Annotated in this window: 2 protein-coding genes; both read left to right on the top strand. The window is 74.0% G+C overall.

The genetic code is table 11. The features are described from left to right. Positions 1-235 precede the first annotated feature (235 nt). Positions 236-4,939, top strand: coding sequence for an amino acid adenylation domain-containing protein (locus ACIHAD_RS31810; protein WP_397358368.1), 4,704 nt, complete (start codon positions 236-238; stop codon positions 4,937-4,939). Next, a complete protein-coding gene (locus ACIHAD_RS31805) occupies positions 4,936-14,373 on the top strand; it encodes an amino acid adenylation domain-containing protein (protein WP_397358367.1) in 9,438 nt (3,145 codons plus the stop codon). The genes ACIHAD_RS31810 and ACIHAD_RS31805 overlap by 4 nt, the downstream gene beginning before the upstream one ends. Positions 14,374-14,383: the final 10 nt, after the last annotated feature.

Genomic DNA, 14,383 nt, shown 5'->3' with positions numbered 1-14,383 from the left:
GGGCGCGGCGGCCGGTCGTCCGGCCGATCCGGTCGCCCGGCGGGACAGGCGACCGGACGCCGCGGGCCGTCCCGCGGCGGGCCCGGGGTAGGCCGGCCGGCGGGGAACACGGGTCTGGGACGCGGCTGTGTCAAGTGATTCACTAGAGGGTTGACACCCATCTCGCGACAGGGTCATTCTGTTCCGCGGCGCGCCCAAAAAGTCCCAAAAAACTCAACAATCGGCAGGCGTGACAATGACGTCAGATGCAGCCCCCTCGGCATCTGTTCTGCACCTTTACCAGGAGCGGCTGCGCGCGACCCCGGAAAGGGTCGCCGTTTCGGCCGGTCAGGAACACCTCACGTACGGCGAGCTGGATCGTCTGGCGAACGGCGTGGCCGCTCGGCTGCGCGAGTCCGCCCTGGCCGGACGGCCCTGGGTGGCCGTGCTGGCGGGCCGGTCGATCCGGCAGGTCGCGGGCCAGCTCGGCGCCGTGAAGGCGGGTCTGGCCTTCGCGCCGATCGACCCGGCCACGCCCGCCGAGCGGGTCCGCGCCATGCTGGCGGGCGCCGCGGCCGTGGTGACCGAGCCGGAACGGGCCTCGCTCGTGCCCGACGGCGTCCCGGTGATCGACTCGTTCGAGCCCGCCGGCGAGCCGTCCACGGCGGCGCCCGGCCCGGAGGATTTGGCGTACGTCATCCACACCTCCGGCTCGACCGGGGCCCCCAAGGGCGTGCTGGTCCCCCACCGCGCGCTGTCCAACCTGATCGCCTGGTCGCACGAGACCTTCGGCACGGACGGCCGGGCCCCGCTGCTCACCAGCCCGAACTTCGACCCGTCGGTCTGGGAGATCTGGATGTACCTGACCGGGGGGACCACGATGGTCATCCCCGACGAGCGCACCAGGCTCTCGCTGCCCGCGCTGCGCGACTGGATCGTGGAGCGGGAGCTGACCACCTGTTACGCGCCCACCCCCATTGCCGAGGGCCTGCTCGGCCTGTCCTGGCCGGAGGGGACCAGGCTCGCCACGCTGAGCACCGGCGGCGACCGGCTGACCGTCCACCCGAGCCCCGGCCTGCCGTTCCGGCTGGTCAACCTGTACGGCCCGGCCGAGTGCGCGGTCAACGCGATCGCCGGCGAGGTGCCCCCGCACGACGGCCGGACCCGGCCGCCCGCGCTCGGCAGGCCGCTGCCCGGCGTCACCGTCCACCTGCTGGACGAGGAGCTGCGGCCGGTCGAGGAGGGCGAGATCCACCTCGGCGGCGTGTGCGTCGGCCTGGGCTACCTCGACCTGCCGGAGCTGACGGCCGAGCGGTTCGTCCGCGACGGCGAAGGACGCCTCCTCTACCGGACCGGCGACCTGGCCCGCCGCAACGCCGCCGGCGAGTTCGAGTTCCTGGGACGGCTGGACGACCAGGTCAAGATCCGCGGCAACCGCGTCGAGCTGGGCGAGATCGAGACCGTGCTCGCCCGCCACCCACGGGTGCGGGCGGCGACCACGGCCGTCCGCGGCGACGACCTGGTCGCCTACGTCGTGGGCCCGGCCGGCGAGCAGGAGATCCGCGCCCACCTGCGCAGGTTCCTGCCCGGCTACATGATCCCCACCGCCTGGGTCTTCCTGGACGAGCTGCCGCTGACCGTCAACGGCAAGGTGGACCGTGCCGCGCTGCCCGACCCGGTCCGGCGCGCCCGCGCGATCACGCCGCCCGGCACGCCCACCGAGGCCGCGCTCGCGGAGATCTGGCAGGACCTCCTCGACGCCGGGCCGATCGGCGCCGAGGACGACTTCCTGGCCCTCGGCGGCCAGTCGCTGCTGGCCATGCGCATCGCCGCCCGCGCCTGCGAGCGGTTCGGCAGGCCGGTCGAGCCCCGGATGCTCTTCGAGCACCCCACGGTCGCCGCCCTCGCCCGCGTGATCGACGGCCTGCCGCGGACGTCCGCCGCCCCCGCCGCCGAGGGGGGCGTCACCCCCGCGCAGCGCCGCCTGTGGTTCATCGACCAGGTGGCGCCCGGCGGCTCGCAGTACAACGTTCCCGTCCTGTTCGCCCTGGACGGCCCCCTAGACACCGGACGGCTGGAGCGGGCGATCAACGAGATCGTGCGCCGCCACCCGCCGCTGCGCACCCGCTACGAGGAGCACGACGGCGAGCCCGTCGCCGTGGTCGAGCCGGCCGCGACGATCGCCGTCAAGGTCATGGACGCCACCCCGCGCGGCGCGGACGCGCTGGCCCGGCACGCCGCCCGCGACCCGTTCGACCTCGGGAACGGTCCCGTGCTGCGGGCGCTGCTGCTGCGGCTGGCCGACGACCGGCACCGGCTGCTGGTGACCGTGCACCACATCGCCTTCGACGGCTGGTCGGCGGGCGTCTTCCTGGACGAGCTGGCGCGGCTCTACGCCGGCGAGAGCCTGCCCGAGCCCGCCCGGCCGTACCGGCGCGGGGCCGGGGGCGGCGGGCTGCCGCACTGGCGGAAGGTCCTGGAGTCGCCGCCGCAGCGGCTGGCGCTGCCCGGCGACGGCCCGGGCTCGGCCGAGCCGCTGCGGCGCGGCGCCCGGGTGCGCGCGACGCTGCCGGACGGGCTGCTCGCCGAGCTGGAGTCGCTGGCCAGGCGCGCCCAGGCCAGCCCGTTCATGGTGCTGTTCGCGGCCTTCCAGGCGCTGTTGCACCGCTACAGCGGCCAGGACGACCTGGTGACCGGCGTGCCGTTCTCCGGCCGGGAGGCGCCCGGCGCCGACGCCCTGATCGGCTTCTTCGTCGAGACGCTGCCGATCAGGACCGGGCCGGCGGGCGATCCGACGTTCGAGGGCCTGCTCGCGCAGGTGCGGGCGACGGTCCTGGCCACGCCCACGGACGTGCCGCTGGAGGAGATCGTCAGGGAGCTGTGCCCGGACGGCCGGCCGCCGTTCGACGTGATGTTCGCGATGCAGGACCCGCCGGGCGCCCGGCGCGGCGGCGGGGTCACCTTCCGCGTGCTGGAGGAGGTGGAGAACGGCGGCGCCAAGGCCGACCTGGTGCTCTACGCCGAGGGCCAGGAGATGAGCCTGGAGTTCGCCGCCGACCTGTTCGAGCGCGCGAGCGCCGAGCGCCTGCTGGGCCACTACGTGCGCGTCCTCGAACAGGTGGCGGCCGACCCGTCCGCGCCGGTCTCCGCGCTGCTCGCCCGCGGGCACGAGCCGCCGGGACGCGGCCCCGACCAGTGCCTGCACGGGCTCTTCGAGCAGCAGGCGGACCGCACGCCCGACGCGGTCGCCGTCGAGTTCGAGGGCGCCTCGCTCACCTACGCCGAGCTCGACCGCCGCGCCAACCAGCTCGCCCACCTGCTGCGCGAGCTCGGCGTGGGCCCGGAGGTGCCGGTCGCCCTGCACGTACGGCGCTCACTCGACCTGCCCGTGGCCCTGCTCGGCATCCTGAAGTCGGGCGGCGCGTACGTGCCGCTCGACCCGTCCTACCCCGAGGGCCGCCTCACCCAGGTGCTGGAGCGGGTCGAGACGCCGGTCCTGGTGACCCACCGGGCGCTGGCCGGGAGCCTGCCGCACGAGCGTCCCGTGCACGTCGACACCGATCTCGACGGCCGTCCCGGCCACCGGCCGGACAGCGGGGTCACCCCGGACGACCTGGCCTACATCCTGTTCACCTCGGGCTCGACCGGACAGCCCAAGGGCGTGGAGATGACCCACCGCCCGGTCGCCAACCTGATGGCCTGGCACAGCGGCGCGTACCGGAGCCTGCAGTTCACCGCGCTCGGCTTCGACGTCTCGGTCCAGGAGATCTTCAGCACCTGGGCGTACGGCGGCACGCTGGTCATGGTCGGCGACGAGACGCGGCGCGACCCGGCCGCCCTGCTCGACCACATCGCCACCAACCGGGTGGAACGCATCTTCCTGCCGTTCGTGGCGTTGCAGTCGCTGGCCGGCGCGGGGATCGAGCCGCCCGCGACGCTGCGCGAGGTGATCACCGCGGGCGAGCAGCTCCAGGTCACCCCGCAGCTCGAACGGTTCATCCGGCCGTGGATGCGGCTGCACAACCAGTACGGGCCGACCGAGGGCGCGATCATCGACATCGCCCACACGCTCACCGGCCCGCCGCAGGACTGGCCCCGGCTGCCGCCGATCGGCCGGCCCGTCCCGGGCGTCCAGACCCCGATCCTGAACCGGCTGGGCCAGGAGGTGCCCGACGGCGTGCCGGGCGAGCTGCACCTCGGCGGCGCCTGCCTGGCCAGGGGCTACCACGGCCGGCCGGACCTGACGCGGGAACGTTTCATCACCTGGCGGGACGGCCGCCGGCTCTACCGGACCGGCGACCTGGCCCGCCGCGACGCCGCCGGGGACATCGAGTTCCTGGGCCGCGCCGACGACCAGGTCAAGATCCGCGGCTACCGGGTCGAGCCGGGCGAGATCGCCGCCGTGCTGACCGGGCATCCGGCCGTCCGCGAGGCGTTCGTCATGGTCAGGGACGGCGCCCTGGTGGCGTACGTGGTCGCCGACGGCACGCCCGAGCTGCGGCCGTACCTGGCCGAGCGGCTGCCGGAGTACATGGTGCCGAGCACGTACGTGCCGCTGGCGGCCCTGCCGGTGAACCCGTCGGGCAAGGTGGACCGGCAGGCCCTGCCCGAGCCCGGCCATGGCGCGCGAGCCGTCACGGCGGCCCCGGCCACGCCGGTGGAGGAGGCCGTCGCCGCCGTCTGGCAGGAGGTGCTGGGCGGGCAGATCGGACGGCACGACAACCTGTTCGAGCTGGGCGGCAACTCGCTCAACGTCACCCGGATCGCCTCCCGGCTGCGCGACGCGCTGGACGTCCGGGTGCCGCTGCGCACGCTCTTCGCCCGCCCGACCGTCGCCGAGCTGGCCGCCGAGCTGGCCTCGCCGGAGGTGGAGACGGCCGCCGAGCTCTATCTGATGGTGGCCGCGTACTCCGACGAAGAGGCCGAGGCACTGCTGCGTTCGATGGAAGGTGATCAATGAGCCTGTCAGCCCAGCAGAGGCAGCTCCTGGACGCGTTACGCAAGAAGAGGCAGCAGGCGGCCGGGCGGCCCAGGCCCGACCGGCTGCCCATGTCGTTCACCCAGCTCCGCGCCTGGTACCTGGACCGGACCGCGCCCGGGGCCGCCCACTACCTGATCCCGCTGGCCTTCCGCGTCGAGGGCCCCCTCGACCGCGAGGCGCTGCACCGGGCGCTGAACGCCCTGGTGGCCCGGCACGAGAGCCTGCGCACCACGTTCGCCATGGACGAGGACGGGCCGTACCAGGTCGTGGCGGACACGCTGACGATCCCCCTGGCCGACACCCCCGACGACGCGCCGATGGACCTGACCACCGGCCCGCTCGTCCGCGCCTGCCTGGAGCGCGAGGACGACGGGCGGCACGTCCTGCGCCTGACCCTGCACCACATCGTGGCCGACGCCTGGTCCCTCGACGTGCTGCGCCGCGAGCTGAGCGCCCTGTACGAGGGCCGCGAGCTGCCACCACTCCCCCGGCAGTACCCCGACTACGCGATCGAGCAGCGCGACCGGGACCACGGCGAGGACCTGGACCACTGGCGCGGCACGCTGACGGGCGCGCCGCCGGTCACCGAGCTGCCGCCGGACCTGCCGCGTCCCGAGGTCCAGACGTACGCGGGGGCCGAGCTGCCGTTCTCGCTGGACCTGCCGCGCGAGGAGTTCGCGGCGTACTGCCGCGGCCTCGGGGCGACGCCGTACATGGTGTTGTTCGCCGCCTACCTGGTGGTGCTCGCCCGCCGCTCCGGCCAGGACGACCTGGTGGTGGGCACGCCCATCGCCAACCGCGACCAGGTCGAGTACGAGGGCCTGATCGGGTTCTTCACCAACACCCTGGCCGTCCGCGCCGACCTGTCGGGCGGCCCGTCGTTCGCCGAGGTCGTCGAGCGGGTCAAGGAGGCGGTGCTCGACGCCCACGACCACCAGGCGATGCCGTTCGAGCGGCTGGTGGAGGAGCTCAACCCCGAACGCCGCCTGGACCGCAGCCCGGTGTTCCAGACGATGTTCAACATGCTGCCCGAGGCCACCTCGGAGCTGGAGCTGGCCGGGCTGACGGTCACGCCGGTGGAGATCCCCGAGCGCACGGCCAAGTTCGACCTCACCGTGGGCGTCCGCGAGACCCTGGACGGGCTCGTCGAGTACAACACCGACCTGTACCGGCCGGGAACGGTCCGCGCCCTGGTGGCCGACCTGCGGCAGGTGCTGGCCACGGCGATGCGCGGCGACGAGGCGGCCGGGCACATGCCGCGTCACCAGGTCGTCCAGCTCGTCACCCGGGCCTGGCGGGAGTCGCTGGGCACCGACGGCTTCGGGCCCGACGACAACTTCTTCGAGGTCGGCGGCCACTCGATGCTGGTCCTCCAGGTGCACGAGCGGCTGCGCAGGCGCTTCGCCCTGACGGTCACCGACCTGTTCCGGTATCCGACGATCTCCTCGCTGGCGGCCTACCTGAGCCCCGGCGCCCCCGCCCTCGCGGAGGCGGCCCCCGCCGCCACGGCGACCTCGGGCGGCGCCCTGGCCATCGTCGGCATGGCCTGCCGCTTCCCCGGCGCGAACGGCCCCGAGGAGTTCTGGGCGGCGATCCGCGACGGCGTCGAGGCCGTACGGGACTTCACCGACGAGGAACTGCTCGCCGACGGCGAGGACCCCGAGCGCCTGGCCGACCCGGCCTACGTCAGGTCGGGCACGGTGCTGGACGGCATCGACCTGTTCGACGCCACGCTGTTCGAGTTCACCCCGCGCGAGGCCGAGATCCTCGACCCGCAGCAGCGCCTGTTCCTGGAGACCGCCTGGGAGGCCCTGGAGGACGCGGGCTGCGACCCGGCCCGCCATCCGGGCCACATCGGCGTCTTCGCCGGCTCGGCGATGAGCAGCTACTTCATCGAGAACCTGCTGGCCGCGCCGGACGTGCTCAGGGCCGTCGGCGAGTACCAGGTCATGCTGGCCAACGACAAGGACTCGCTGCCCACGCGGACCTCGTACAAGCTGGACCTGCGCGGGCCGAGCGTCAGCGTCAACAGCGCCTGCTCCACCTCGCTGGTCGCGCTGCACATGGCCCGGCAGAGCCTGCTGGCGGGCGACTGCGACATGGCGCTGGCCGGCGGCGTGCGGGTCAACGCCTGGACCCGGCGCGGCTACGTCTTCCAGAGCGGCGGCATCGGCTCGCCGGACGGCCACTGCCGTCCCTTCGACGCCGGCGCCCAGGGCACGATCGGGGCCGGCGGCGTGGGCGTCGTCGTGCTCAAGCGCCTGGAGGACGCGATCGCGGCGGGCGACACCATCCACGCCGTCGTCCGCGGCTCGGCGGTCAACAACGACGGCACCAGGAAGGTCGGCTACACCGCCCCCGCCGTGGACGGGCAGGCCGAGGTCATCACCGCGGCCCTGGCGGCGGGCGGCGTCGAGCCGGACACGATCGGCTACGTCGAGGCGCACGGCACGGGCACCGCACTCGGCGACCCGATCGAGGTCGCGGCGCTGTCGCAGGTCTTCACCGGCGACCGGCCGATCGCGCTGGGGTCGGTCAAGTCCAACATCGGGCACGCCGACGCGGCGGCCGGCATGGCCGGGCTGATCAAGACCGTGATGGCGCTCAAGCACCGCACGCTGCCGCCCACGGTCAACTTCGGCACGCCCAACCCGCGCATCGACTTCGGCCCGTTCCACGTGCCGACCGAGAGCGCCGGGTGGCCGCGGGGCGAGGGGCCGCGCCGGGCGGGCGTCAGCGCGTTCGGCATGGGCGGCACGAACGCCCACGTCGTTCTGGAGGAGGCGCCCGAACCGGCCGCCGCGCAGGCGGTGCCGGGGCCGCACCTGCTCGTCCTGTCCGCCGCCACAGAACCGGCGCTGGCCGAGTCGGCCGGGCGGCTGCGCGAGCACCTGCGTACCCGTCCGGAGCTGGACCTGGGCGACGTCGCCGGCACCCTGCGGCACGGCCGCCGCGCGCTGCGGCACCGCGGCGCGCTGGTCGCCGAGGACGCCCCGGCGGCGCTCACGGCCGAGCTGATCACCGGCGAGGCGCTGCCGCGCGAGGTCGCCTTCGTCTTCCCCGGCCAGGGCGCGCAGCGCCGCGGCATGGGCGCGGGACTGTACCGGTCCGGCGGCGTCTTCCGCGCCGTCGTGGACACCTGCGCCGCGATCCTGGAGCCCCACCTCGGGCTCGACCTGCGCGAGGCCCTGTACGGCGAGGCCGGCGACCTCGACCAGACCTGGCTCACCCAGCCCGCGCTGTTCGTCACCGAGTACGCTCTCGCCCGCACCCTCGTCGAGCGCGGCGTGCGCCCGTCGATGATGGCCGGGCACAGCATCGGCGAGTACGTCGCCGCCTGCCTGTCCGGCGTCCTCACCCTGGAGGACGCCCTGCGCCTGGTCGCCGCGCGCGGCCGCCTGGTCCAGGGCCTGCCGCCCGGCTCGATGCTGGCCGTGCCGCTGCCCGAGGACGAGGTGCGCGGCCTGCTCGGCGACGACCTGACGCTGGCCGCGGTCAACACCCCCGAGTCGTGCGTCGTGGCCGGTCCAGGGGACGCCGTCGCCGCCCTGGAACGCCGGCTGACCGAGCGGGGCGTCGCCTGCCGCGCGCTGCGCACCTCGCACGCCTTCCACTCCTCGATGCTCGACCCGGTGCTCGACGCGTTCGCCGCCGAGGTCGCCTCGGTACGGCTGCGCGCGCCCGAGGTGCCGTACCTGTCGAACGTCACCGGCGGCTGGGTGAGCGCCGCCGAGACCACCGACCCCGGCTACTGGGTGCGCCACCTGCGCGAGGCCGTGCGGTTCGCCGACTGCGCGCAGGCCCTGGTGACGGCCGGGGCGGCGGTGGCCGAGGTCGGCCCCGGCCGCACGCTGAGCACGCTGGTGCGCCGCCGGGGCGGCCGGTCGGTCGCCCTGCTCGCCGAGCCCGAGGGTGGTCCGGCCGCCCTGCTGGAGGGCGTCGGACGGCTCTGGGTGACCGGCGCGGACGTCGACTGGGCGGCGTTCGCGCCTCCCGGGCGGCGGGTGCCGCTGCCGACGTACCCGTTCGAGCGGCGCAGCCACTGGATCGGGCCGCGCGCCCGGCGCCACGAGCCGGCCGCCGTCCCGGTGGCGATGGCTGTGGCGGCCGACGACCTCGACCCGGTGGCCGCGGCCTGGCGCGACGTGCTCGGCCTCACGCCCGCCGCCCCCTCGGACGACTTCTTCGCGCTGGGCGGCGACTCGCTCGTGGCCACCCAGCTCGCCTCCCGGCTCGGCCTGCCCATCGAGGCGGTCTTCGAGCACCCGACGCTGGGCGGGCAGCGGGCGCTGGTCGCCGCCACGGCCGGGCCCGAGGTGATCCCGGCCGCCGAGGAGCCGGGGCCGGGGCCGGTCTCGTTCATCCAGCGGCGCATGTGGTTCATCGACCAGGTGCACGGCTCGGCCGCCTACGCCGTGGCCACCGCGCTCGACCTGCGCGGCGACCTGGACGTGGAGCTGCTGCACGGCGCGCTGCGCGAGCTGGTCCGGCGGCACGAGGCGCTGCGGACCGTCTTCCACGCCCCGGACGGCGAGCCGGTGCAGGTCGTGCTGCCCCCGGGCGAGACGCCGCTGCCGGTCGAGGACTGCGACGACGTCGAACGCGCCCTGAGCCGGGACGCGGCCGAGCCCTTCGACCTGGCGCACGGCCCGCTGTTCCGGGCCCGGCTGCTGCGCACGGCCCCCGGCCACCACGTGTTGTCGCTGGCCTTCCACCACATCGTCGTGGACGGCTGGACGATCACGATGCTGGAGGGCGAGCTGGCCGCCCTCTACAACGGCGAGACGCTGCCCGAACCCGAGTACGGCTACCGCGACTACGCCCGCTGGCAGCAGGAACAGGCCATCGACCTGGGCTTCTGGAGCGAACGGCTGCGCGGCGCCCCGCACAGCCTCGACCTGCCCACCGACCGGCCGCGCCCGCCGATGCAGACCTTCGAGGGCGCGGTCGCCGCCCACGTGCTGCCCGCCGAGCTGGCCAAGGGGCTGCGCGGGCTGAGCCAGGAGCGCGGCGCCACGCTCTACATGACGCTGCTGGCCGCGCTGCACACGCTGCTGTACCGCTACAGCGGCCAGGAGGACATCTGCGTCGGCTCGCCGGTGGCCGGGCGCACCCGTCCGGAGTTCGAGGGTGTCGCCGGGTGCTTCATCAACACGCTGGTCATGCGCGCCCGGCTCGACGGCGACCTGCCGTACACCGAGCTGCTGGCGCAGGTGCGCGAGTACGCGCTCGGCGCGTACGCCCACCAGGGCGTGCCGTTCGAACGGCTCGTGGAGGAGCTGAACCCGCCCAGGGACCTGTCCCGCAACCCGCTCTTCCAGGTGCTGTTCAACCTGCTCAACCTGCCCCAGAGCGACCTGGGCATGACCGGGCTGACCGTGACCGAGCGGCCCGTGGAGACCGGCACCGCGCAGGTGGACCTGGCCCTCCAGGTCTACGAGCAGGACGACGAGCTGCTGTGCAGGCTGGAGTACAACACCGCGCTCTACGACGAGGGCACCGCCCGGCGGCTGCTGCGCCACTACGAGCTGCTGCTCGGCGCGATCGTCGAGGCGCCCGCGACCCGGCTGTCCGGCCTGTCCTTCCTCACTGGCGAGGAGCTGGCCGAACAGCTCGGCGGCCAGGACGGCCAGGCGCCCGGCGGCTGCGTGCACGAGCTGGTGGAGGCCCAGGCCGACCGGACGCCCGACGCGGTGGCCGTGGTCTTCGAGGGCGAGACGCTGACGTACCGGGAGCTGGAGGAGCGGGCCAACCGGGCCGCCCACCGGCTGCGGTCGGCCGGCGTCGGGCCCGAGACCCTGGTCGGCGTGGCGATGGAACGGTCGGCCACGATGCTGGTCGCGCTGCTCGGCGTGCTGAAGGCGGGCGGCGCGTACGTGCCGCTCGACCCGATGTACCCCGAGGACCGCCAGGACTACATCCTCGGCCACTCCGGCATCGGCGTGCTGGTCACCGAGCGGGAGCTGGCCGGGCGCTACACCGCCTACCAGGGGCAGCTCCTCCTGGCCGACGACGGCTTCCCCGGCGAGAGCACGGCCCGGCCGCCCGCTCTGGCCGCGGCGGAGAACCCCTGCTACGTCCTGTACACCTCCGGCTCGACCGGACGGCCGAAGGGCGTGCGCGTCCAGCACTCCTCGGTGGTCAACTTCCTCGACTCGATGAGCCGCGAGCCCGGACTGACCGGGCGGGACACGCTGGTGGCCGTCACGACGTTCGCCTTCGACATCTCCGTGCTGGAGCTGTTCCTGCCGCTCACCGTCGGGGCCCGGGTGATGATCGCGAGCCGCGAGGCCGCCTACGACCCGCTGCGGCTGGCCGCCCTGCTGGAGGAGGCCACCGTCATGCAGGCCACCCCGGCGACCTGGCGGCTGCTGCTGTCGGCGGGCTGGGCCGGCAAGGCCGGCCTGAAGGCGCTGTGCGGCGGCGAGGCACTTCCCGCCGACCTGGCCGCCGACCTGCGCGGCCGGGTGTCGGAGCTGTGGAACATGTACGGGCCGACCGAGACGACGATCTGGTCCACGCTCACCAGGGTCGACGACGGGCCGATCACGATCGGCCATCCGATCGCCAACACCCGGATCCTGCTGCTCGACGCCGCGCTGGAGCTCGTCCCGACCGGCGTGGTCGGCGAGCTGTACATCGGTGGGGCGGGCCTGGCCCGCGACTACCTGGGCCGGCCGGAGCTGACGGCCGAGCGGTTCCTCACCTGGCAGGACGGGAGCCGGCTCTACCGGACCGGCGACCTGGCCCGCCGCCGCGGCGACGGCACGATCGAGTTCCTCGGTCGGGCCGACGGCCAGGTGAAGGTGCGCGGCTACCGGATCGAGCTGGGCGAGATCGAGACGCTCCTGCTGGCGCATCCGGCGGTCGGCTCGGCGGCCGTGGTGGTGCGCGGCGAGGAGGAGGACAAGAGCATCGCCGCCTACCTCGTCGCCGACGGCGAGCACGACTGGCGCGAGCACCTGCGGCGCAAGCTGCCCGACTACATGATCCCGTCGTCCTTCACCCTGCTGGACGCGCTGCCGCTGACCCCCAACGGCAAGGTGGACCGCAAGGCCCTGCCCGAGCCCGTGGGCCAGACGCGGACCGAGGGGACGGCGCCGCGCACCCCCGCCGAGGCGCGGCTGGCCGAGCTGTGGTCGTCCATCCTGGGCGTGGACGGCGTCGGCATCGACGACGACTTCTTCGCGCTCGGCGGCGACTCCTTCAAGGCCGTGCGCGCCGTACGCGACTCCGGGATCCCGGCGACCGTGCTGGACCTGTTCAAGAACCCGACGATCCGCGCGTTCGCCACGCTCGACGGGTCGGCCCAGCACGCCGGGCTGTTGCACGAGCTGACGCCGCCGCGTCCGGCGGCCACGGTGACGCTGGTCTGTGTGCCGTTCGCGGGGGCGGGGGCGATCACGTACCAGCCGCTGGCGGCGGCGGTGCCCGATCACGTCACGATGCTCGCGCTGGAGCCGCCCGGCCACGACACCGGCAACCCGGACGAGCCCGCGCTGCCCTTCACCGAGCTGGTCGAGGGCTGCGTCAAGGAGATCAAGGAACGGGTGCGCGGGCCGCTGCTGCTCTACGGGCACTGCATGGGCGGCGCGCTCACCGTCGAGCTGGCGCGCCGGCTGGAGGAGGAGGGCGTCGACCTGGTGAAGGTGGTCGTCGGCGGCCACTTCCCGGCGCCGCGCCTGCCCGGCAAGGCGTTCGCCTGGTTCCGCCGGGTCTTCCCCATGGAACGGTGGACGTCCAAGCGGCAGGCCCTGGAGTTCCTGCGGGCCATGGGCTTCTTCACCGAGGACCTGGACCCGCGCGAGCGCGACTTCATCATGGGCGTCTTCCTGCGCGACACCCAGGAGGGCGAGGACTACTACACCGAGCTGTACCGGGAACCGATCAGGAAGCTGTCCGCGCCGCTGGTGTGCGTGGTCGGCGAGAGCGACCGCGCCACCGAGCTGTACGAGGAGCGCTTCCGCGAGTGGGAGGCGTTCTCCGACTCGGTGTCGCTGGAGGTCATCCCGAAGGCCGGGCACTACTTCCAGAAGCACCAGGCGCCCGAGCTGGCCGAGATCCTCGGCGGCGGCGAACGGCCGCCCGCGCCGCTGCCGCCGCGCTTCCAGCAGGCCGGCCTGAAGACGTTCTTCCTGGTGGCCTTCGGCCAGCTCGTGTCGCTGATCGGCACCGGGCTGACCACGTTCGGCCTCGGCCTGTGGGTCTACCAGCAGACGCGGTCGATCTCGATGTTCGCCATCGTCTCGGTCATGGCGCTGCTGCCCGCCGTGCTGCTGGCGCCCATCGCCGGCACGGTCGCCGACCGCTGGAACCGCCGGACCGTCATGATCACCGCCGACTCGGCGGCCGGCTGCTCCTCCGCCGCGCTCGCCGCGCTGCTCTGGACGGGCGGGCTGCAACTCTGGCACGTCTACGTCATCGTCGCCGTCGGGTCGATCTCCACGGCCTTCCACCAGCCCGCGTACATGGCGGCGGTGGCCCAGCTCGTGCCCAAACGGTATTACGGCAGGGCCAACGGCATGGCCCAGCTCGGGCAGGCGGCGGGGACCGTGCTGGCGCCGCTGCTGGGCGGGGCGCTCATGGCGGCGATCGGGCTGCGCGGCATCATCGTGATCGACCTGTCCTCCTTCCTGTTCGCGGTCACCGTGACGCTGGCGGTCCGCTTCCCGAACGCGCTGTTCAAGAAGCAGGAGGAGCCGTTCTGGCGGGAGGTGACGGGCGGCTGGCGCTACATCACCCGCAGGCACGGGCTGCTGGCGATCATCCTGTTCACCTCGTTCCTGAACTTCCCGTTCGCGATGGTCGAGGTGCTGTCCACACCGCTGCTGCTCAGCCTCACCGACACCCGCGGGCTCGGCATCGCCCTGTCGATGACCGGCGTGGGCCTGGTGATCGGCAGTGTGATCATGACGGTGACCGGCGGCCTGGCCCGCCGCACGAACGGCATCCTGGGCTGCTTCGTCGCGCTGGGCGCCGCGTTCGCCGTCATCGGCCTGGCGCCCCACCCGGCGCTGCCCGCGATCGGCCTGTTCCTCGTCGGCCTGCTGACCGCGCTGTTGAACGCGCACTGGTTCTCGATCGTGCAGCAGAAGGTCGGCCTGGACCTTCAGGGCCGGGTCATCGCGACCAACCTGATGCTCAGCTGGGCCATGGTCCCGGTCGGCTTCCTGTTGGCCGGGCCGCTGGTCGAGCACGTCTTCAACCCGATCGCCGGGGCCGCCCGGGGCCGGGGCATCGGCCTGCTCACGATCGTGGCGGGCGCGGTGACCGTGCTGATCGGCCTGGCGGCCTTCCGGTACGGGCCGGTCCGCCGCCTTGAGGACGATCTGCCGGACGCGATCCCGGACGCGGTGGCCATCACCGACAAGGACCTGATCCAGGAGGCCGCCGACCGCCAACTGGTCTCCTGACCACCGTCCC

Source organism: Nonomuraea sp. NPDC052265 (assembly GCF_044547985.1).
In the GTDB taxonomy this organism is placed as follows: domain Bacteria; phylum Actinomycetota; class Actinomycetes; order Streptosporangiales; family Streptosporangiaceae; genus Nonomuraea.
The sequence above is the reverse complement of the archived record's forward strand: the minus strand, read 5'-3'. Positions and strand labels throughout refer to the sequence as shown.